This window comes from Rubinisphaera italica (assembly GCF_007859715.1).
GTDB classification, from domain to species: Bacteria; Planctomycetota; Planctomycetia; order Planctomycetales; family Planctomycetaceae; genus Rubinisphaera; species Rubinisphaera italica.
Map to the genome: position 1 here is coordinate 619,603 of NZ_SJPG01000001.1, position 21,213 is coordinate 640,815.

Annotated in this window: 18 protein-coding genes, 1 tRNA gene and 1 pseudogene; 6 read left to right on the top strand and 14 right to left on the bottom strand. The window is 48.7% G+C overall.

Annotated features, from left to right (window positions below):
* Positions 1–21: 21 nt before the first annotated feature.
* The 6 genes and pseudogenes from Pan54_RS02420 to Pan54_RS02445 form a co-directional block, all read right to left on the bottom strand.
* Positions 22–309: pseudogene (locus Pan54_RS02420) on the bottom strand (ISAs1 family transposase); the annotation flags it as partial.
* Between the two features lie 100 nt (positions 310–409).
* Positions 410–601 (bottom strand): hypothetical protein, encoded by a 192-nt coding sequence (locus Pan54_RS02425; RefSeq protein WP_146501983.1) that lies wholly within the window; start codon positions 599–601, stop codon positions 410–412.
* 22 nt (positions 602–623) lie between these two features.
* A complete protein-coding gene (locus Pan54_RS02430; protein ID WP_165441546.1) occupies positions 624–941 on the bottom strand; it encodes a transposase family protein in 318 nt (105 codons plus the stop codon).
* Positions 854–1,114, bottom strand: a complete 261-nt coding sequence (locus tag Pan54_RS26710) for a transposase family protein (protein ID WP_146506282.1) — start codon at positions 1,112–1,114, stop codon at positions 854–856. Before Pan54_RS26710 ends, Pan54_RS02430 begins: the two co-directional genes overlap by 88 nt.
* 408 nt (positions 1,115–1,522) lie before the next feature.
* Positions 1,523–2,053 carry a hypothetical protein gene (locus tag Pan54_RS02440; RefSeq protein WP_146501985.1) on the bottom strand — a complete coding sequence of 177 codons (531 nt, stop codon included), beginning with the start codon at positions 2,051–2,053 and terminating at the stop codon, positions 1,523–1,525.
* Between the two features lie 225 nt (positions 2,054–2,278).
* The gene (locus tag Pan54_RS02445; RefSeq protein WP_146501986.1) at positions 2,279–2,563 is read right to left on the bottom strand and encodes a hypothetical protein; all 285 of its coding nucleotides are present in this window, start codon (positions 2,561–2,563) and stop codon (positions 2,279–2,281) included.
* A gap of 504 nt (positions 2,564–3,067) precedes the next feature.
* On the opposite strand from Pan54_RS02445, the gene Pan54_RS02450 reads away from it, so the two are divergent.
* Together Pan54_RS02450 and Pan54_RS02455 are read left to right on the top strand one after the other, a co-directional pair.
* On the top strand, positions 3,068–4,198 hold the full coding sequence (locus tag Pan54_RS02450; RefSeq protein WP_146501987.1) for an ISAs1 family transposase: 1,131 nt from the start codon (positions 3,068–3,070) through the stop codon (positions 4,196–4,198).
* A 117-nt stretch (positions 4,199–4,315) separates the two neighbouring features.
* Positions 4,316–4,672, top strand: coding sequence for a hypothetical protein (locus Pan54_RS02455; RefSeq protein WP_146501988.1), 357 nt, complete (start codon positions 4,316–4,318; stop codon positions 4,670–4,672).
* A 25-nt stretch (positions 4,673–4,697) separates the two neighbouring features.
* Here Pan54_RS02455 and Pan54_RS02460 read toward each other — a convergent pair whose 3' ends face one another.
* Positions 4,698–5,993, bottom strand: a complete 1,296-nt coding sequence (locus Pan54_RS02460) for a S1C family serine protease (protein WP_146501989.1) — start codon at positions 5,991–5,993, stop codon at positions 4,698–4,700.
* Positions 5,994–6,349: 356 nt separating this feature from the next.
* Here Pan54_RS02460 and Pan54_RS02465 point away from each other — a divergent pair, with 356 nt between their 5' ends.
* The 3 genes from Pan54_RS02465 (at position 6,350) to Pan54_RS02475 (ending at position 13,003) form a co-directional block, all read left to right on the top strand.
* On the top strand, positions 6,350–7,363 hold the full coding sequence (locus Pan54_RS02465; RefSeq protein WP_146501990.1) for an AAA family ATPase: 1,014 nt from the start codon (positions 6,350–6,352) through the stop codon (positions 7,361–7,363).
* Positions 7,364–7,691: 328 nt separating this feature from the next.
* Positions 7,692–11,588, top strand: a complete 3,897-nt coding sequence (locus tag Pan54_RS02470) for a serine/threonine protein kinase (protein ID WP_146501991.1) — start codon at positions 7,692–7,694, stop codon at positions 11,586–11,588.
* A gap of 113 nt (positions 11,589–11,701) precedes the next feature.
* On the top strand, positions 11,702–13,003 hold the full coding sequence (locus tag Pan54_RS02475; RefSeq protein WP_146501992.1) for a Gfo/Idh/MocA family protein: 1,302 nt from the start codon (positions 11,702–11,704) through the stop codon (positions 13,001–13,003).
* A 62-nt stretch (positions 13,004–13,065) separates the two neighbouring features.
* Here the strand turns inward: Pan54_RS02475 and Pan54_RS02480 are convergent, their stop codons facing one another.
* The 7 genes from Pan54_RS02480 to Pan54_RS02510 all read right to left on the bottom strand — a co-directional run bounded on the left by Pan54_RS02480 (position 13,066) and on the right by Pan54_RS02510 (position 19,226).
* The gene (locus Pan54_RS02480; RefSeq protein ID WP_146501993.1) at positions 13,066–13,353 is read right to left on the bottom strand and encodes a hypothetical protein; all 288 of its coding nucleotides are present in this window, start codon (positions 13,351–13,353) and stop codon (positions 13,066–13,068) included.
* A 761-nt stretch (positions 13,354–14,114) separates the two neighbouring features.
* A tRNA-Arg gene (locus Pan54_RS02485) sits at positions 14,115–14,188 on the bottom strand.
* A 375-nt stretch (positions 14,189–14,563) separates the two neighbouring features.
* Positions 14,564–15,721 carry a glycosyltransferase family 4 protein gene (locus Pan54_RS02490; protein ID WP_242631200.1) on the bottom strand — a complete coding sequence of 386 codons (1,158 nt, stop codon included), beginning with the start codon at positions 15,719–15,721 and terminating at the stop codon, positions 14,564–14,566.
* A gap of 137 nt (positions 15,722–15,858) precedes the next feature.
* Entirely contained in the window at positions 15,859–16,470 is a 612-nt protein-coding gene (locus tag Pan54_RS02495) for a hypothetical protein (protein WP_146501995.1), read from the bottom strand.
* A gap of 63 nt (positions 16,471–16,533) precedes the next feature.
* The gene (gene floA, locus Pan54_RS02500) at positions 16,534–17,598 is read right to left on the bottom strand and encodes a flotillin-like protein FloA (RefSeq protein ID WP_146501996.1); all 1,065 of its coding nucleotides are present in this window, start codon (positions 17,596–17,598) and stop codon (positions 16,534–16,536) included.
* A gap of 216 nt (positions 17,599–17,814) precedes the next feature.
* The gene (locus Pan54_RS02505; RefSeq protein WP_146501997.1) at positions 17,815–18,402 is read right to left on the bottom strand and encodes an NfeD family protein; all 588 of its coding nucleotides are present in this window, start codon (positions 18,400–18,402) and stop codon (positions 17,815–17,817) included.
* 26 nt (positions 18,403–18,428) lie between these two features.
* Positions 18,429–19,226 (bottom strand): MBL fold metallo-hydrolase, encoded by a 798-nt coding sequence (locus tag Pan54_RS02510; protein WP_146501998.1) that lies wholly within the window; start codon positions 19,224–19,226, stop codon positions 18,429–18,431.
* Between the two features lie 264 nt (positions 19,227–19,490).
* Between Pan54_RS02510 and Pan54_RS02515 the strand changes: the two genes are divergently transcribed.
* On the top strand, positions 19,491–21,065 hold the full coding sequence (locus Pan54_RS02515; RefSeq protein ID WP_146501999.1) for a TrkH family potassium uptake protein: 1,575 nt from the start codon (positions 19,491–19,493) through the stop codon (positions 21,063–21,065).
* Positions 21,066–21,213 lie beyond the last annotated feature (148 nt).

Sequence of the window (21,213 nt, forward strand, 5' to 3'; positions counted from 1 at the left end):
TCACAGGGCAATCGCATAAGATTATGCCTGATTTCCTGTCAAATATCGCAATAAGTTCTCCGAATTCCAGCTCGCGCTGAGTCGTTTCGAGCGGATGCTCATTTTTTCATCGGTGTATCGCTTCAAAATTGTCAGTGCTAATCGGCGGAAGATCGCTGCGTTCGCTGCACCCTCACCTTTGCGGATTCGGCTTGTATCTTCTGCAAAAGTAACGTCCAATGACCAATGCATCTGGTTCTCAATCTTCCAATGGTCCCGAACGTGCTTAGCCAGGGTTCGCACCTTCGGTTCGAGCGAGCTGATGAAACGGTTTGATTCGTTGACTGCTCGTGAGTCAACAGGTCAACTCCTGCGACGTCTTCCCGTTGACCGTTCGTTCGCGGTACACCATGCCGATCCGGTCGAACTTTTAGTTCGCAAAGCATACTGCCACATCGACCCACCCGAGTTGTTTCACTTCGGCAGAGGCAGGAAAGACGGTATCGCGTCGGTATTCGTCCCGCCCTCCGTTTGATTCCCGTGTCGTATGACGCCGAACCTTGGGATGCTGAAAGTCGTTCTCAGAAAGCTCCTTAAAGTTCTGATTGATGATCTCATACAACTTCAGTTGGTCTTGTCGTACCTCAGGTATGCAAAGAAAACCGGACGGTCATCACGTAGTCCGTGTTCTTGCCACGCAACTGTCGGGCAATCGACTTGTTTGTATGAGCCGCATCGACAGTCACAACGGCTCCCGAGAGTTCCAGCAGTTCAATCAATTTCGGCATCACTGTCTTCTCGTTAGTGCCTTCCTCGACCAGTAACTGTCCTAGGTACAAATGAAGATCACCTTGCAGGGAATCCACCCACTTGATCAAGCATTCCGAGAATGCGACCGGATCGAGTCGTGAGAAGACTCGACTGAACGTATCGTGCGAGGGAATTCCATCTGGCAACAGCACAGGCAGAGAATACCGCTGAGCGAAACAAATTTCTTGAGGAACTTGAGATGATTGCGAGCATAAATTTCGATTTCAGTCCAGTGATCGCAATTAGCAACCGCTCCGCACAGAGCCAGGAAAATCATATCGCTGAGCGAATGGGTAACTTTGTAGTCCTCTCGTGGATCAGACAGGTCTTCAAAGAAAAGTCAAAACGACAGCGGATCGGAAAACATTGCAATACCTTGGTCGAAGTTGCAAAAGTCCCTGCACACAACGAGACCCTCGTGGCCTCAAACACCGAGACTGGTAAAATGCATTTCCAGTGCCATTCTCATGCGATTGCCCTGAGCAGGACTGCACGACCGACTTTGCCGTGTGGGCTACCTGTATTATTATCAACCGAGGCTAACCGCTACAGCCATTGGATACTGCGTGAATAATACGGAATAATGCTATCCAGACTTGTTACGTAATATGAATACGCAGTTCAATAAACTTAGCACGCGAACGATGTAGCATCTTGTGCTTTCAGCACCCAGCCGACAAAGTCGGCCGGGCCACCCTGCGGGGCTGCCCGCTGACCTACTCAAAATTGAACTTTACTTCACAGATATCGAATCGGAAGATTTCAGGAGTTGGTTGGCGTACTCCCTCATTCGTGAATTCATGGATTCGACCAGCATGCCGTCGAAATTGCCAATCGCGTCTCCGGGCTTTTTGAAAGGTAAACCGCTGTTATATGACGAACGGATCCATTCGAGTGAGCTTCGGACTTCGGGCAGTTCCATATGCTCTCGGATAAAGTCGTGAGTCACAACACGTAGCGGGTATTCAATGGGGTGACACATGACATCCGCATAGCAGGCAATTTCAAGAAGTCTGATCGTGCTTTGTCCATCCAGCATTGTCGTAGAGTTGCTTTGGATCCATTCGCCACGCCATTGCTCAAGATCCCCTGTATATTTGGATGCCAGTTCATCCAGTATTTCCACCGGAGCATCTGTCAGGACTTGATAGGAAACTGCAGTCGTGGGGATGGCTGTATTCGGTGCATCAGTCCTCGCCGGTTTAGCCTGACTAAAACAGCCTGCAGCTACGAGGATAGCCGAAAGTGGGAGAAGTGATTTCATGAAGAATTTCTTCTTTGGGCGACAGGAAAATTATCGGTCTGAAAAGACAATATCCACAGGGCAGTTTACATGCAGACTTCTTACCACTGCACCATCAGGATGAAACATTCTGATTAACAGGATTTTTGGTTAAATCTCAGAATAACTCAATGACTGCTGACCTTTTGTGACTTCGTCACCCCGGTAGCTGCTTTGCATCAACCGGGCTACCCGCTGCTCCCGACGTCACTCAGAATTTTCCATTAGTTCTTCAAGCTCATCAAGTGCTCTTCTTACGATTACTATAGAGCCTAGTTCCCTGACGAGAACTTGAACCTTCTTAATTACAGAGATAGGAAGGTCATCAACAGGCATATTAAGTCGCATTTTACGCTTTTCATTGCTGACTTGTTGTGGAGTTACTTCTATGCCTTTATTTCTAACCTTGTCTATTATTTGTTTTGAAGATTGATCGATTCCTTCATCCTCCAATATTTTACGAATTTCCGCAGCCTTATTGAATGTATTCATAAGTACACTTATAATGAGTTCTGATTACGGTATTACACTTTGTAGATTATTGCTACATTTATATTACACTATCGGGTGGTTTCCGATTGTGCAATCAAAAGTTGGGAAAAATATTATAGCGCCATGAATACACAGTTATTCCTCATTAATAGTAAACATATGTAAACTGACGATTTCCAATGTAATCCGATGTAAATACATTTTACTTATTGAGTATGTGTATTGTTTAGTGTATTTTTAGTGTAACAAAGTTGAGGCTGTTGGGGCCTCGACTTTCATTCAGTCTTTACCCTAGGAGTTAAGCATGCACCCAAAATTCCCATTCCCATCGATTAGTTGCTTCGATAGTAAGAAACGGCACTACGGTGAAATCATTTCAGCTGGGGATCCAGGGCAATCGCATGAGAATGGCACTGGAAATGCATCTTACCAGTTTCAGTGTTTGAGGCCACGAGGGTCTCGTTATGCGCAGGGACTTTTGCAACTTCGACCGAGGTATTTGCAATGTTTTCCAATCCGTTGTCATTTTTACTTTTCTTTGAAGACCTGGCTGATCCACGAGAGGACTACAAAGTTACCCATTCGCTCAGCGATATGATTTTCCTGGCTCTCTGCGGGGCGGTTGCCAATTGCGATCATTGGACGGAGATTGAAATCTATGCACGCAATCATCTCAAATTCCTCAAGAAATATGTTTCGCTCAAAAACGGAGTTCCCTCACATGATACGTTCAGTCGAGTCTTTTCACGACTCGATCCGGTCGCATTCTCGGAATGCTTGATCAAGTGGGTGGATTCCCTGCAAAGTGATCTCGCCAGCCAGGGCGTGCATCTGGATGGTAAAGTTCTCAGGCGGAGTTTCGACAAAGCTGCTGGCAAGGGAGCTTTAAATGTTGTGACGGCCTGGGCGGGTGATTTGCATTTGTGCCTGGGACAGTTACCGGTCGAGGAAGGCACGAACGAGAAGACTGCGATGCCGAAGTTGATTGAACTACTGGAGCTATCGGGAGCCGTTGTGACTGTCGATGCGGCTCATACAAACAAGTCGGTAGCCCGGCAGTTGCGTGGCAAAAACGCGGACTACGTGATGACCGTCAAGGGGAATCAACCGAAGTTGTATGAGATCATCAATCAGAAGTTTGAGGAGCTTTCTGAGAACGACTTTCAGCATCCCAAAGTTCGGCGTCATACGACACGGGAATCAAACGGAGGTCGGGACGAATATCGACGCTATACTGTCTTTCCTGCCCCTGCCGAAGTGAAACAACTCGGGTGGGTCGATGTGAAATCAATTGGGATGGTGTACCGCGAACGAACGGTCAACGGGAAGACGTCGCAGGAGTTGATCTACTTCATCTCCAGCCTGCCGCCCAAAGTGCGAACCCTGGCTAAGCACGTTCGGGACCACTGGAAGATTGAGAACCAGATGCATTGGTCATTGGACGTCACTTTTGCAGAAGATACAAGCCGAATCCGTAAAGGCGAGGGTGCTGCGAACGCAGCGATCTTCCGCCGATTAGCACTGACAATTTTGAAGAGATACACCGACGAAAAAATGAGCATCCGCTCGAAACGACTCACCGCGAGCTGGAATTCAGAGAATTTATTGCGATATTTAACAGGAAATCAGGCATAATCTCATGCGATTGCCCTGGCTGGGGATCATGGTAATATTTTAGAGAAGCTAGAAAAGGTTGGTCATCAATCTCTATTTAAAAAATTAAGATCAGTAGCAAGATTTGATATAAATGGAATGCCTAAAGAAGTGATAATCAAGCATGAAATGTTCGAAGAACTCAAACAAATATTTGAACTGCGACATTACCACATAGATTGTAAGGGAAAGGAAGCATCTGCTTGGGGAATATTTGAAAGAGGTAAAGTAGTGGTATTGCCAGGTGCTGTTTTTTCTCGTTACGTCGCACCAAGCATCCGAGGTTTCGTTGAAAAAGAAAGAGAGAGACTTTTAGATTGGAAAATTGCAAAAATCTGTGATTTGACTGGTAAAATTGTGACTATCCGGAAGTATATGAGTAGTCGTTCTTCTGCGTCGAAAGTTATATCAGGATACTCAGAGAGAGGTGAACTTTGGAAATACACCTCTCTCTAATTCAAATTATTATATTTGCCGCAAATCATCGCACTGGCGGCACTTCTCCACCCAATCGCAATGGCACAGTGATTTCCTGACCCTCTCTCAGAATCGTCAATGTTACCGTATCACCTGGGTTGCGGGATTCGATGTTGCCGAGGAAGTCGTCGACGGTGGCGACTTTTTCGTTGTCGACTTTGATAATTGTGTCGGCTGCGGTACGGTCGATGCGTTCGACGACGAAGGGGCCGCGGCGTTCGCGTTTTGTTTGGGGACCGCGGATGCCGGCCAGTTCAGCCGGGCCGCCGGGGATCAGTTTGGCAACGAGCAATCCTTCTTCCGTTTCATACACACGGGAGATGCCGATTTCCGGACGGATGACGTGGCCGTGGCGGATCAGTTGGGGAATGACCCGTTTGGCGAGATTGACAGGAATTGCAAAACCGACGCCGGAGCTTTGGCCGGTCTTGGAATAAATCGCGGTGTTGATGCCGATCATGCGGCCGTGGGAGTCGAGCAGAGGTCCACCCGAGTTGCCCGGATTGACGGCTGCATCAATTTGAATGATCGACTTGATGGTGCGGTCCCCATTAATTTTCAGCGAGCGATTGAGCGAGGAAATGATGCCGGTTGTGAGTGTGCGTTCGAGGCCGAAGGGATTGCCGATGGCGTAGACGTTCATACCGACTTTCAGTTTCGAGGAATTGCCCATCCGCACGGGATTCAGTTCTTCGGGCGGAGCTTCAATGCGGATCACTGCGAGATCGTTGACGGGATCGGAACCGACGTAAGTGGCATCATACGATTCGCCATTGAATAATGTGACAGCCACTTCGCGGACATCTTCAATGACATGGAAGTTGGTGAGGATGTGTCCCGATTTGTCGATGACCATGCCGGAGCCGGTCCCTTCTTCGGGCACGGCTTGCAGAAAAAAGTTATCGGTTCGTAGGGTGCGGGTCGTGATGTTGACGACGCTGCGATTGGTGTCCTCATAAACGCGAACACTGACCTGCTCTTCGACGGTTAATTCTTCGGTATCGTCCCATTCATCGTGCAGAGTGAATGTATTTTGAGGAAGTGGCTGATTAGGATTTGGATTCGTCCACTGAAACGGTTGTGGTTTTCCCGGTGCAGGAGCCGGAGCTTTAGCTGGTGGTGGCGTTTCTTTGGAGCCATCTTTTTTGGGCGGGAAGATGGGAACGAGCGGAAAGCCGGGGCCGCGTGGCGGTGAGGCCTGCTGGGCAACGAGTGTCGTCGGTTCGCTGATGCGGACAACCGTTCCCGCGACAATGCCTCCGACAATGGCTGAGACTAAACAGGCACCCAAAACTCTCATGGCTCTCCCTTTCCAATATTTCACAGACGGGATGGTCTGTGCTCCCACTTTACAAGCACGAAGCGCAAGCGAGTGTGTCAATTCACCTGGATCAAACACACTCGCTTGCGCTTCGTGCTTGTATTTCTTGAATTGACAACAAAATTGTAGGCAGAGTCTGGTTTTGAGTGGAGCCCAATTTCTGAGTTCTCTCTATGTGGAAGCAATCTCTCCCCGAGATTCTCTCTCTTGAGGCTGATTCTCGGGGGTGAAATGACTACACTGTTTGAAATGATTCAGTCGATTTTGTCAGGCAAAGCCTGACCTGCACAGTATCCGTACATATATAGTATCCAGACCTAACTTCTTGAGAGATCATGGCCGAAAAACGAGACTTCGACGACTTTCTGGAAAAGTTTCACAAACATCGTCAATTGATGATGGAGGAACTTCATAAGGTGATCATCGGGCAGGACGATGTGATCGAGCAGATCATGGCTGCTATTTTTACAGGCGGACATTGCCTGCTGGTTGGGGTGCCGGGGCTGGCGAAAACGCTGGTCGTCAGTACGATCGCCAAGATTCTGGATGTCGAATTCAAACGCGTGCAGTTCACGCCAGATTTGATGCCATCAGATATTACAGGCACAAATGTTCTGGAGGAGTCGGAAGCGGGGCGTCGTGAGTTTCGCTTTGTGCAGGGACCAGTTTTCACGAATATTCTGCTGGCAGATGAAATCAACCGAACACCGCCGAAAACTCAGGCGGCTTTGCTGCAGGCGATGCAGGAACATGAAGTGACAAACGGGCAGATGACTTATGACCTGCCTGATCCCTTTTTCGTGATTGCGACACAAAACCCGATTGAGCAGGAAGGTACTTATCCGCTGCCGGAAGCGCAGCTGGACCGGTTTATGTTCAATGTGAAGGTCGATTACCCGTCTCAGGATGAAGAAGAGCGGATTCTGGAAGCGACAACTGGTGGCGAACGGGCGGAAGTTCGCAAGATTTTGTCTGCCAAGTCGATTTTGTATCTTCAGAAGCAGATCAATGCGATTGAGGCTAGTCCACTGATGATCAGTTATGTGACACGCATCGTACGTGCGACGCGGCCCGGGGATGGTTCAGCCCCTGCATTTGTGAAAGATCTGATTGACTGGGGAGCCGGGCCACGTGCGGGGCAGTATTTGATTATGGGAGCCAAGGCAATGGCGGCGATGGATGGTCGACCAGCCATCAGCCCGGCTGATATTCGCAAAGTTGCTATTCCTGTACTGCGACATCGAATCTCAGCGAATTTCCAGGCGCAGGCCGAGGGGTATTCGACGGATGACCTTGTGACTCGACTGGTGAAGGAAATTCCCGAGCCGAATGTGCCAAAATACGAGTAACTGACAATCTGGGGGCTTCGCTGCGCTTCGAACTCAGTCACACCTACTCAGTGCCTGGATGGGATAACCACGCCCATCACTTCGTTCTGGGAGGTGCCACCAAAAGTCCTCTTTTACGAATAATCGTTAGAGTTGTTACGGTTGCCCTGTCTGAAGTGTTCCCGGGGTTCATGGGAATCTCACTGGAAATCTGATTGCATATTTGTGGGAAAAATGTCACCATGTCTTAGCATTTCCACTGTGAATGATCGGCGGATATCGTTTGCGACATCGGTTCGTAACGTCGATTGATTAATTGAATACTTCTCACCGGGCTGATGGATTTCCCATGGCGACGAAAAAGAAGCGCGATTCTGCATCTGCTCAAACTACTCAACGAGGTAGTGGTGACGATGTGATTGCGCTAAAAACTCTCGGTCGCTACGAAATTCAGAAGAAGCTCGGCTCGGGTGGAATGGGAGCGGTTTATCTGGCGTTGGATACGAACTTGAAGCGAATGGTAGCCGTCAAAGTTCTTCCGCTGGAAAAAGCCGAAAATCCGACACTTGTGAAACGTTTCAAAGCTGAGGCCCAGGCAGCGGCACAACTGACCCATGATAATATTGTGCGAGTTTTTGAATCGGGTGAAGCCGATGGTCTCCACTATATTGCGATGGAATACGTTGAAGGAACTGATGTTCAACGTCTGATCAAAAAACGAACTCGGCTTCCCGTTCGTCGAGCGACCGAAATTATCAAACAGGTCGCACTGGCCTTGGAACATGCCTCTGAAGCCTCGATTGTTCATCGCGACATCAAGCCTTCCAACTTGCTGATTACGCAGACCGGACTTGTCAAATTGACGGATCTCGGTTTAGCCCGGGTAATGGATGACACCGAAGAGACATCCATCACACGAGCAGGCACAACGGTTGGGACTGTCGACTATATGTCCCCCGAACAGGCTCGCAGCAGTAAAGCTGCTGACATCCGCAGCGACCTGTATTCGCTCGGCTGCACTTGGTATCACATGTTGACGGGCTCTCCTCCATTCCCGGAAGGGAGTGTCACCAATAAACTGCACGCCCATGCGACGGCTCCAATCCCTGATCCTCGCTCTCAAAACGAACTGGTGCCTGAGGCAATTGTGGGTGTGTTGCAGCGGTTAATGGCCAAGAAGCCAATCGACCGTTACCAGACTGTTGCCGAGTTGCTGGAAGATCTCGAAGCGGTGAAATCCTCGAAGCGGGAAGTTCGCTCGGAAGATTTGGCGGCTTTGGCTGGTGAAGAGGATGCTGCTGATGAAGAAAATGATGAGGACTCGACTGGAGCGTCTTCTGCTCCCTCGCGTCGAAGGACTTCGCGAGTCGCCCGGGAAATGGATGACGAAGAGGACGTGATTCCTGCTCGCACTGGCAAGTCCTCAAATGGGGCTGCACCGGCGCCGACAAATACAAAATCGCAAGGTTCCAGTGTGGATGCCCTTCCACCACGCGAGCGTCGCAAGCTGGAAGATGTTGAAGGGAAATCTCCATCTAATTTCAATCTCGATATTCTGAAGTATGCGATTCTGGCAATAGGCGTGATTGCTATCTTTGGACTTGTCGGATATGGAATTTCGCAGTTAGGCGGGGCTGTCGATACCGCATCCGAGGAGCAGGTCGATTTAGGAAAAGCCGCGCAGGAGTTGCAGGCAGAACGTCTGGCGGAAGCCGAGCGGAATGCAGCTAACCCGGAAAATCAACCAAATACTAACGATCCGAATTCCAAGTCGCCTAAAACGAACGATCCTCCTCCAAAGCGTGGTGCGAAAGCTCAGCCAATCGTTGCGGATAAAGAACTGACCAAAGACGAAATTGCACAGTTGCCTGTCGTGCGTATTGTCGATGCCTCCACTTCCGAGAACGCCAGTTCCGCACACAGTATTCAGGATGCACTCGGTAAAACAGACGAAAAAGATCTCGTCATTGAAATTGCTACGACGAATAGTTTTATTTGGGAACAACCGGCTTCCATCGAAAACCGGAATGTGATCTTACGAGCGGCTGAGAAGTCTCCCGGATTGATTATCGTGAATTCAGCTGGAGCAATGACGAACGGACTGCTGCAGGGGAGAAATGCTCAGGTCGTGATCGAGAATCTGCACTTTGGACTGCTTGGTTATGATTTGCCTGGGCAAACCGAACTGCAGTTGCTCAGTATGCTGGACACCGATTTGAGTGTGAGAAACTGTTCATTCACGATGGAAGAATCCCGCGCGAATTCTGTGCAGTTGTGCCAGTTTGCAGCCTCGGCCAGTCAACGTCATAAATTACAATGGAGAAATAATCTCGTTCGTGGAACCTCCTGGCAGCCGTTTCAGTGTGCAGCGAATCGGATTGAACTCCAAGTTGAAGACAGCCTGTTTTTGATTGGTGGCAATCCCCTCCTGAATTTGAACCTGTCTTTTGGTGGATCGCGAAACGGAAATGTCAGTTCGGAGGACAAGGAGAAAACCGAACGGGAAGTTACATTGACCGATGTACTGGTCCTCTGTCATGGCACACCAATAAATATGGCAAATTCTGGCGGTCGGGTCAGTGCTTCGCCGACTCAGTTTCGGATGAATCGTGCTCACTTTGTCGCGACTGCAAGTCATGGCGAGGCTCCCTTCCTGAATGTTGCTAACTGGCCCGAGAATGTTTTGTCGACAGGAAGCAGTGGCCAACTTTCTCATGTGAGTTGGATCAGTGAAAAGAGTACTTTCTCGGGCTGGACGAAACGTCTCGTTGCCACGACGAATAAAACCCGTGCGGTTTTCAATGTTTCAACAGAAGAAGACTGGCAGAAATTCTGGGGCAATTCAGGCTTGTTTGGTGTATGGGATGAGAAATCGTTACCAGAGAATTCTACGGTCGATTTTCCGTTTCAGTCCGGTCGAGATCTACAGACAATCGGTGTGACGGCTGTCGTCAGACCGAGTGAAGATACCCTGAAAGATCTGGCGAATATCCCTGCACCTGAACTTCCGAAGAAGTCCTGGCGTGCGGAGTTAGCCGCGTTGGAATCCACTCCGACACCTGCAGCGGATCCGTTTAACGATTCTGTGAAACGCGTTAGCGTCAATTTGAACGATCCGAAAATTGACCTGGGTAAGTATCTGGCAACGACAAACCTGCCCAATCCGGTCATCATTGAAGCGAAAGGTTTTGGGATTCGGACATCCAGCCCGATCCAGCTTTTGAATCGAAAGATAAAAATTGAATTCCAATCCGAAGCTGGGAAATTTCCGTTAACGATTCGACCGGAAAAAGTGAATGGAACTCCCTGGATTACGGTGCAGGGTGGCTTCGTGGTGATTGAAAACGGAGTCTTTCGAGTGGATCCTCCGAGCAATCAACCGATGCCCAGTCATTGGCTAATCGCAGAAAATGCTGATGTCATCGTGCGGAATTGTTATGTAACAGCACCGGCAACGAAGAATGACAAACTCGCCTCACTCATTGCCACTCGTCGAAAAGGGAATGTCACCGCAGAAGCGAAAACATTGCTGATTGATAACACTTATCTGCAATATGGTGGCGATGTCATTGCTGTTGATCTGTGTGCCTCTCGGCTGTTTGTCGATCACTCGGTGCTCGTTTCGCAGAATCATCTTTTGATGCTGAATTATTCGGGAACGGTCCAAGACAATCAACCCGGGTTCTTTAGTCTTTCACAGACGACCTGCTCCTCACGTCAGGGGGACATCCACTTTAATATTCCTGCGACAGAAAATCATCGTCGGCCACTGGTTTCTGGTAAAATTACAGATTGTGTCTTCACGAAGCCTGTTTCTCTGGAGGGGAAAGACTCTCCGAACACGCAACTCCTCTCTGCCAGTTTTCCACTTCCAGAACTCCCGAAACGTGTCTGGTGGTGGGAAGACCGCAATGGATACACGACTGCAATTCAACAGGAGTTGATGAAAAAACCACTGCCTCAGATCTGGTCTGAGTTTTGGGGACGTGGGCATGTCGAAAATCCGCTTTTCGGACCAGAAGGGGTGATGCTCGAATCGAATTCCCTTGTTAGTAAAGATCTGCGACCATCTTCATTTGCACTCTTCAAAGATTGCAAAGCCAGTTCCTGGAACGCGACTGGAAAAAGAATTGGGGCGGATTGCGAAAAACTCGACTTGCCAGAATATGAAGGTGAGACATCTGGTAAAAACCCTAATAAGAACAATCCGGCCAAGCCGGGGCCGAATCGGGTTCCACAACTATAAAATCCACCGACAGATTGGCATTTGTCGAATGTTTTATATAGTCTATTCCTTATGGATGTTGGGGAGAATTGCATTCCCTCGCCCACTTCTTTCCTTCCAAACAGGACTCAAAGATGACTACACCTCAGTTTTCCCGCCGCAATTTCCTTACGACATCCGCTGCTCTGGCAGGTGCCGCTGCCGCTTGGCCGATGATGGCCACTGCCGATGAAAAACCTCGTGCCAAAGTCGAGCGACTGGGAATTGGCTCTATCGGACTGCGTTATCAGGGTTCAGTCATCACGGAACAGGCTCGGAAATATGCCGATGTTGTCGCGATTTCCGATGTTGATCGCCATGTTCGTGAACAGGCCCGTGCCAGCTTTGGGAGTACGCCGCGAATCTTTGAAGACTACCAGGAGATGCTCTCTCGAAAAGATGTCGATGTCGTCATGATCGCCACTCCCGACCACTGGCATACAAAAATGCTGGTCGATGCGGTCCGGGCAGGGAAAGATGTCTATTGCGAGAAGCCGCTCACTTTGACAATTGATGAAGGAAAAATCCTTCGCAATGTCGTTGGCAACAGTGACCGAGTTGTTCAGGTTGGGACCTGGCAGCGACATGATCACAATTTCCGACTGGCGGTCGAAATGGTCCGGCAGGGGCGTATTGGCAAATTGAATACCGTCACCTGCACAACGAGTAAGAATCCGACAGGTGGCCCCTTCTCGGAAATGCCGGTTCCTGAGCACTTCAACTGGAATCTATGGCAGGGACCAACGCCCGATGTTCCCTACATTCCGCAGAGATCACACTACACCTTTCGCTGGTGGTACGAGTACTCCGGCGGCAAAATGACCGACTGGGGTGCCCACCACATCGATATCGCACAATGGGCGATCGACAGTTTGCCCGTCAATATTGCCGGGAAAGCAACTCTGCCGACGATTGAAAATGGCTATAATGTTGCCATCGATTTTGCAGCCGATATCGATTACGCCAATGGAGTGAAACTGGTGATCAGCGATGAAGGTCGCGATGGAATTCTCTTTGAAGGTGACAAAGGACGAATTTTTGTCAACCGAGGCGGCGCATATGGTGCTCCGGTTGATGAATTGAAAACTAATCCGCTTCCAAGGGAGTCTTTCACAGTCTATGACAACGACAATCTGACCCGTCCTCAACGGAGTGGAAAAATTGACGCGATTGTCAATCACATGGGCAACTTCTTTGACTGCGTCGAATCCCGTAAGAAGCCGATTTCTGATATCGAAAGCCAGCATCGCAGCGTGAGCACTTGCCATCTGGCTAACATCTCGATGCGGTTGGGACGACCACTCAAATGGGATCCTCAACTGGAAGAATTTGTGAACGATGCAGACGCCAACAGCTGGTTGAAACGAGACTATCGAGCCGGCTTTGAAATTGGCTAATGCATTAATTCTTTGGTGTTCCGTAAAAAAATGAAGGTGTACTTTTGCTGCTGGATAATAAGTTATATTCTCTGCTGATTGAGACGTGTTTCGCAGCTTAATTCGCTTGGTGGTGAAAAACCACCTTGCTTTTTTTCCACTCCAGTAGCGGGGTTCTCTGCGAGCAAAACATCGCCATCGAGATCTGCGTAATCGAGCAGAGGCAATAATTGTGCACCCGCGGAAAAGGTCACGTTGGATTCAACCATGCAGCCAGCCATTTTGCGTAAACCGAATTGGTTGGCTTTGTTTAACATGCGAAAGGCTGGAGTCAGTTCCCTCACATTGGCAGAGTTTAGTATTGATGCCATGATAGTGCCTGAAGCATGGCAGGACATCTTCTTCGAGAACACAACTTTCATCCGCAATGATTGCTAAAGCCGATTCGCGAAAATCCGTTTTATGATCTCAGTCACCAGAAACTGTAAGTCGAATCTCCGACGAATTAACTCAAGTTCAATTTTCTTGGAAGCGTCATCTTGCGGACCGAGCAGTCATGGCCGACGTTTTGAATTCGCAGGTACTCAGGACTGAAGCTTATATCTGGTGGAATGCCTGGGGGATCGATCCCCTATTGGTTGCTCTCTGGCACACTATATACGATCACAATTATGATCGCCTTTTCCAAGGAAACGAGTTGAGGAACATATGCGATTGCCTTCCCACTGACGATGCCCTCGCAATGGCGAAATCCTCCGCGCCTTCGGTGATTTCTTCGAACTGACTTCCGAGCCCCACGCACTCAAAATCAACCAACAAACCTCTTTCGAAGCAGCCACGAGCTAGAAAAATAGCGACAATACCTCTCTCTCAATCAACGATGTCACTATGATTCGTCCTAATTCTTTCCTTCTCGATAGCCTTCCTTGTACCCGTCGATGTAATAACTGACGTAGGTACTGCCAGGAACTACCCCCTTGGCCAGTGGAGGTGTTGGATTGCGGCCCTTAACTGGCTTTTTTGCGTCCGCTTTGCCCTTGTCATGACCTGCTTTGTATCCGTCTGCCAGGATACAGAATCCGATACTGTTGCGATGAAAAAGGGGAATGATATGGGAAGCATGGAAAGAAAATACCTCGGACAGGATTCGAACCTGTGACCTGCCGCTTAGAAGGCGGCTGCTCTATCCAATTGAGCTACCGAGGCTTACTTGAATTTACTGTACTTAATTCTGTCCAAAATTCCAATTGTCTCTTTTGCCCTTATAATGGATTAGGGCATTTCTAAATGCAGTGTGCCTTCGCATGGACGATTATTTCCCCAAAATCGCTACATTTGCTCGGGCAGAACGCGGAAAATTGATTTTTGGAATGCTCTAGACCATTTTCAAAAATTACCTGCAGCGTTCAGCAGGAGCAAACACAGCGTTTTTAGGACATTTTATGTCCATGCGACTGCAGAGACCATTCGAAAATGGTCTAGAAGTCGGTTGCTCTATCCGGCTGAGCTACGGGCGCCTGATGTTTGTGAATTCTGGGCACACTTCAGATAATCTGACATCCGAATTCGGCAAGAAGTTCATCACTTCTTCTTTGGGGGCAGTGTACCGACGAAATCGGCGTGAGTCGAGCGGTATAAGTCGGCAATGTGACCCACCGATTGATCGATGCGGAAATTTTTTCCGACTTGAATACGCCCCGCTTCTCCAATTTTTCTGGCTTCTTCGGAATTTTGCAACAGGTAAACGAGTTTTTCTGCAAGAGATTCACTATCTGAATGTGGTACAAGAAATCCGGTTTCATTGTCTTTAATCGCGGTGAATATTCCTCCAACATTACTAGCGACAACGGGACGGCCCAGTGCCATTGCTTCAAGCATGATTGTGCCGAGTCCCTGTTTGATGGAGGGGAGGCAAAAAATATCCATCGCCTTGAGAGCTTCTTGGAATCCGTACAGATTTGGGACGAAGGTTACGTGTTTATCAATGCCCAGTTCACGAGCAAGTTGTCGCAAATTCTTTTCTTCGGGGCCTGACCCGGCGACCAGGAATTCGACTTCAGGAATTCGGGACAGAACGATCCGAGCCGCCTGAAGAAAATAGGAAACCCCCTTGATCTGTTCGAGAGGTCCTGCTGTCCCGATTACTGGGACACGATTTTCTGGCAAAATGGGTTCCATAATTGCATTCGGAGTCATTTCGACTCCACTATGGATGACAACCACCTGATCACTGCTGATGGAGGGCTGAGTGAGCAATTCCGATTTGACTGATTCGCTCACCGCAATGATTTTCCGCCCAAACTGGGTATCGAAATTCAGCATTTCGCCGCGGTTCAAATAATCGTGGATCGTGAGCAAATAAGGGATGGCGAATTGTCTGGCCAGACGAATTCCGTTGTTCAGCATGCGCCTGGACTGGATATGAATCAAATGCGGAGGCTGATCGCCATAATCCTGCACAATCAGTCGGAGAACAATACGGTTAATTAGTGGGTAATTCAGATACGGGTATTCACGAACATCGAGCTTGGACCGTCTATCCGGGGCAACCGAACGGATGCTCGGAGTGAGGATCGATGCACGGATCCCATAATCGACGAGATGCTCAGCCAGAACCAGAGTTTGTGTGGAAGCTCCCCGAACCTCAAAGGCATCCGAGAGCAGCATCACTCGAAGAATGCCTCGCTTTTTGCGAGATTTACTGGACGATCCTGATTTGGACAGCGCAGATCCACTCACAGAGTCTTCGGCTGGGAGTGAGTTTTGATCCATATCAAACTGGCAAACTAGAAGAGTCTGTGTAAGTCAGGCTGTGCCTGGTGTGATCGATTTATTACGTCAGTATTCGTCAGACTGAGCCTGTTATTCGATTAATCTTATCGGGAAGACTTTCGATTCCTCAACGCCAGTGGAGGCTGGAGGATTTCGCTCATAATGATTGCGTTTTGCACATTACCGGGAACATGCAGCAAAGCGAAGAAGTTTCCTTTACTGGCAGGCTTCTTGTATTCAGCCCCCTTCGGAACAACAAAGACCGACTCTCGTGGCTTTGTTTTATCATTATGACGATTGAATGAGTCTGGTAATGCAGCAGTCGGATTCAAGTGTGCTAATGGTTGAGAAACCGATTTATTGACATTTGGCTTCTTGCGTTTCTCTTTTCGGCGTTGGGGTTTTTCCTGAGCTTTCGCCTGAAATTGTGGACGAGTTGGAGGACTTTCCTGTTGCCTCAATACAGGAGGTCGTTCTTCAACTAAATGGGGACGCTCTGCCGGCCGTTGCTGATGTGGCTGTGGTTTTGCTTTTTCAGGTCCCTGCTGCTGTTGAACTTCTTTGAGGAAGTTTTCAATCTCACTTTGCAATTTCCGACGTGGGCGCTGTTGCGGCTTCTGACCCGGCTTGGGTTTATTCTTCTGCTCGTTCATCGCATTCGAAATCCAACCGATTGCGGTGATGACCAGAATGATAATTGTGATGATGCCTTCCATCGGTGATTTCTCCGTGAGTTGGAATGGCGTATGCGATTTCAGTAAGTATTAAACAGTATGGTATTACAGGCTGACGCGTCCATCATCGACCTGATCGCCGTTGCTGCCAGCGATGGAAGTTCGCATTTGTGTATCAGCCTGAACATTTTTGAGTTCATAGTAGTCCATGATGCCGAGAGTTCGATTTTTGAATGCGGCCACAATCGCTGCTGGAACTTCGGCTTCAGCCAAGACAACTTGAGCACGATTTTCCTGGGTTTTGGCGACCATTTCCTGTTCGCGGGCTTTGGCTTCTGCTCGACGCTCTTCGGCTTTTGCCTGAGCGACGTTCATATCGGCTTCGGCCTGATCCGCCTGGAGACGGGCACCAATGTTGTCTCCAACATCGATGTCGGCAATATCAATCGAAACAATTTCAAATGCAGTCTGAGCTTCAAGACCTTGATTGAGTACGGTCTGAGAAATTCGATCGGGGTTTTCCAGAACATCGGCATAGGATTCATTGGAACCGATCGCCTGGACGATCCCCTGTCCAACTCGAGCGATAATCGTTTCTTCGGTCGCTCCACCGATCAACTGTTTGATGTTTGTTCGTACGGTGACACGGGCGCGGGCTTTCAATTGAATACCATCGCCAGCGACGGCATCGAGAGTGCCGGCTCCTTTTTTAGGATCGGGACAGTCAATCACTTTGGGATAAACACTGGTACGAACAGCTTCAAGAATGTCTCGCCCAGCCAGATCGATCGCTGCCGCAGTGATCCAGTCTAAATCGATACTGGCACGATGAGCTGCGATCAGTGCCCGAATGACATTGGGGACATTTCCACCCGCCAGATAATGAGCTTCAAGGTCACGTGTGCTGATTGGATAAACGTGGGTCAGTCCAGCCTGCACTGCCATAATTTTACTACGGGCAATAATGGAAGGATTCACTTTACGAATCGACATGATGAACAGATTGATAATCCCAATCCCGGCACCTGTCGTTTTACATTGGATCCAGAGTCCCACGTAGCGTGCAAATAAAGCAAAGAAGATGAGACCACCAAGAACGAGTACGATAATTCCAAACCAGATGGCCATATCCCATGGTCCGGCGGCTAAAATCAGGGAATTGTTGAGCATGAGTTCTTATCCTCTTATCCTGAAATCTTAATGTCGATCACTCTGTAATGCTGAGAGGCAGCTAATAAGATATTCATTCCTGCAGAATGCAGGATTACGATTATCGTTGTTCTTAAAGTCACACTTGGATACTACCGAATCTCGGCCTCACCTACCACTCTGAAAGGAATTCATCGATTTGTAGCTCAGGGCAATTCACCGAAAGCTGTTTCCAAGTTAAGCATCCGGAAGGTCGAAGTCGAGAGAATTTTCGGGATCGAGATCATTGAGGTTTGCTTGTGTTTTACGATTTTCGAGGTCTTCCGGGGAAACCTCGCGGACGATGACACGCGTCCCTTTCACCTGCACAATCTCAACAGTCATGTGAGGGTCGACTATCATCCCCTCACTGCTGGCATTGATACGCTCGTTATCGATCATGATGAAACCATTGGGAGTGAGTGGAGTCACGGTGACGGCATGTCGATTCAAATAGGTTTTAAGACGAGCTTCTTCGGCTGCAAACGGAACGACATCGGCTTCGGCTGGGCCATCCAATAAAATGCGACGTCCAAATCGAGTGTATGGCAACACTGCAAAGGCGGCCACGAGCGTACTCGGCAGGAGTACGATGGCAAACCCTGTAAATCCAAAGAAGTAAGCCGGGCTGGCTTCCCACCAGGCAAGCCACGCAAAATAGAACGCCGTGAATAGACTGCAAAACGTCCCAATTGCGAGAATTCCTCCCGAGGGAAGAAACACCTCTGCGATAATCAAGACGGTTGAGAGTGCTAAGAGTGCGATCGCTAGAAAAGAGTTATCCATCGTGCGATGCTTTCGTTAGAAAGAGGTCAGATGGTAACAGACTTCGGATCGATTCCCGCAACAAGTTCATCTTCCCAGTCATCCAGTAGGGGCCAGTCGACCGCACAGGTGCCGAAGTCAGCCATGTGTTGATATCCAGTCAATCGATCGATGGTTTTCTGGATCATCTCTTTGTCTTTTCGAAAGACCGGTCCATGGCTCGGAAGCAGCCAGGCAACATCACTGTCTCGAATCCGTGTCAGTGAGCGGATAAAGTCAGGAATGTTGGAACCGTGATGAGCATCGATATTGCCGACACATCCATCTCGAAAAAGGTTATCACCTGAAAACAGAAGATCTCCCAACCGAAACGCAAGTTGTCCGTGAGTATGACCGGGCGTGTGCCAGACTTCGAGCTTCAACTCTCCGATTTCCAGCACATCTCCTTCTTTGACCTTTTTTTCGATAATGATTTCAGGAAGATCGATGGAGATGTTTTGTGCAGGGATCTCGGCATAGGTCATCAGTCTGTCGTTATCTTTGAGCAGTTGTGCAGCTTCGGGATGGCCGACCACTTGGGCATTGGGCAGCAGCTGCTTGGCGCGATGGAAGCCCTGGATGTGATCGACATCGGCATGTGAGGCGACAAGATATCTGCAGTTCCCGAGGGGGAAATCCATCTGGCGAATCATTTCGATAATTTCATCAACTGTGTCTTCGTACCCAATATCGATCAGGAGCCAGTCGGATTTGTGAAAAACGAGATACACTGAGCAACCAAATCTGCGGCGAGCCTGATGGTTGATCTCGATGACTTGAGGGAATAATTCCAATCGCTCCAGCATATTTTGTACTCCGCAGCAAACCGAATGCAGTGGCCGCTATGATTATTAAATTTCTTAGTGATACTGATATCTTAGGCAACAACTGTAAAATTTCCAGTAAACGTAACACTCACATGGGTTTGTTAATCTTTTGCGAATTCTAACTGACTGGAGTTTTTTTGTCTGTGAGTAATACTCGTTGGCTGGAATTGCAAGCCAGTCGTGAGATCGTCACACTGAAACTTGAATCCATCATCAATTTCAGGCTGGAAGTTTATATACACGATGAACTGGCGAATTTTGTGTCGACTGTTAGGGCTGCTGTCGCTGCTGGTCGGAGGATCGATGGTTCTCTCAATACCCTGGGCGTTTCCAATTTGTGGAGTCGCGACAGAATTTGAAACCAGGGGCTGTCTCGGAATTCTGCTTTCGATGCTGATCAGCCTCGTGATTGGCGGACTGTTATTTGCTTACGGACGTAAATCGCAGGGCACGATTCTGCATAAAGAGGCACTGGCTGTTGTTGGGTTGGGGTGGATTCTCGCTGGTTTTCTGGGCGCACTCCCATATTTGCTATCCGGTACGATGAGAACACCGGAAATTTCCATGACGCTCATCGACGCTTTTTTTGAATCAGTGTCAGGTTTTACGACAACGGGAGCTTCCGTTCTGACCGAATTGGAAGATCCTACTCAAATTCCCAAGTGCATCATGTTCTGGCGATGTTTCACCCACTGGCTGGGTGGAATGGGAATCATCGTACTGTTTGTAGCCTTGCTGGGGCATTTAGGCGGAGGGGGCAAAGCCTTGATGCAACGTGAGGTGCCCGGGCCTTTGACAGAAACCGTCAAACCACGCATCCGCGAGGCGGCTCTGGCGATGTGGAAAATTTATGTTGGCCTCACAATCCTGCTCAGTCTTATCTTTCTGATTGAGGGCATGTCATTCTTTGATTCTTTGTGCCACACCTTCGGCACTTTGGCAACTGGGGGATTCAGCACCTACAATAAAAGCGTTGGTCATTTTAATTCGGTGACCATCGAAATGACAATCGCTCTGTTCATGATCATTGCCGGCACAAACTTCTCCTTGTTTTATATGATGACCAGTTCGTCGAATAAAGGACGCAGAATACCACTGTATAAACGGGCAGATGTCTTATACAGCGATCCCGAATGGCGGGCCTACATGCTGGCAATCGGTGTCGTTTCAGCAGCGCTCTGCGTAAATTTACTGGTCTCGGGAACTTATCACAGTTTTGGAATGGCGATACGACATGCCATTTTTACTACTATTTCGATTATCACCACGACCGGATTTGGGACAGAAAACTTCAGCAACTGGAGCGATTTTTCACGTGCCATGCTGTTGATACTGATGTTTTCAGGTGGATGTGCAGGTTCAACGGCCGGGGGGATAAAAGTCATTCGATTCTTGCTGTTCGCAAAAGTCATTCACGCTGAAGTTGAAAAATCGTTTCGGCCTAATGTCATTCGCTCTTTGAGACTCGGCAATGAAAATCTACCGAATCGACTGCGGCAGGAAGTTGTTGTCTATTTCAGTCTGATTCTGTCTTTGTTTGTTCTCAGCTGGATGTTGTTGAACACGATCGAGCCCGATGACTTATGGCAAAATGGCGACAACAACGTGAAAGCTGAGAAATTGATCGATTGTGCCAGTGCGGTCGCCTCGACAATCAATAACATTGGTCCGGGCTTGGGAGTTCTGGGGCCAGCTTCCAATTACTCTGCATTTTCTCAGCAGGGAAAATTCCTGCTGACCATCCTGATGCTGCTCGGCCGACTCGAACTCTTTGCCATTCTCGTGCTGTTTTTTCCGTCGTTCTGGAGATATCAATAGCCTTGATTACCACAAAATCAATTTGGGTTGGCGGGGGCGCTTTCGAAGAGTAGCCCCCGAATCGTTGAACTTATGGGGGCTTCCGCTGAAGCAGAGCGCCCCCGCCACTCTTTAGGTCCTTTTCAAGACGTGACAGGAAATCCGGTTT

Coding starts and splice junctions, on each gene's coding strand:
- Pan54_RS02455 (WP_146501988.1), top strand. CDS start 4,316: ATGCCTAAAGAAGTGATAATCAAGCATGAAATGTTCGAAGAACTCAAA.
- Pan54_RS02450 (WP_146501987.1), top strand. CDS start 3,068: ATGTTTTCCAATCCGTTGTCATTTTTACTTTTCTTTGAAGACCTGGCT.
- Pan54_RS02445 (WP_146501986.1), bottom strand. CDS start 2,563: ATGAATACATTCAATAAGGCTGCGGAAATTCGTAAAATATTGGAGGAT.
- Pan54_RS02440 (WP_146501985.1), bottom strand. CDS start 2,053: ATGAAATCACTTCTCCCACTTTCGGCTATCCTCGTAGCTGCAGGCTGT.
- Pan54_RS02460 (WP_146501989.1), bottom strand. CDS start 5,993: ATGAGAGTTTTGGGTGCCTGTTTAGTCTCAGCCATTGTCGGAGGCATT.
- Pan54_RS02505 (WP_146501997.1), bottom strand. CDS start 18,402: ATGGATAACTCTTTTCTAGCGATCGCACTCTTAGCACTCTCAACCGTC.
- Pan54_RS02480 (WP_146501993.1), bottom strand. CDS start 13,353: ATGGCATCAATACTAAACTCTGCCAATGTGAGGGAACTGACTCCAGCC.
- Pan54_RS02475 (WP_146501992.1), top strand. CDS start 11,702: ATGACTACACCTCAGTTTTCCCGCCGCAATTTCCTTACGACATCCGCT.
- Pan54_RS02470 (WP_146501991.1), top strand. CDS start 7,692: ATGGCGACGAAAAAGAAGCGCGATTCTGCATCTGCTCAAACTACTCAA.
- floA (WP_146501996.1), bottom strand. CDS start 17,598: ATGCTCAACAATTCCCTGATTTTAGCCGCCGGACCATGGGATATGGCC.
- Pan54_RS02510 (WP_146501998.1), bottom strand. CDS start 19,226: ATGCTGGAGCGATTGGAATTATTCCCTCAAGTCATCGAGATCAACCAT.
- Pan54_RS02495 (WP_146501995.1), bottom strand. CDS start 16,470: ATGGAAGGCATCATCACAATTATCATTCTGGTCATCACCGCAATCGGT.
- Pan54_RS02515 (WP_146501999.1), top strand. CDS start 19,491: ATGAACTGGCGAATTTTGTGTCGACTGTTAGGGCTGCTGTCGCTGCTG.
- Pan54_RS02465 (WP_146501990.1), top strand. CDS start 6,350: ATGGCCGAAAAACGAGACTTCGACGACTTTCTGGAAAAGTTTCACAAA.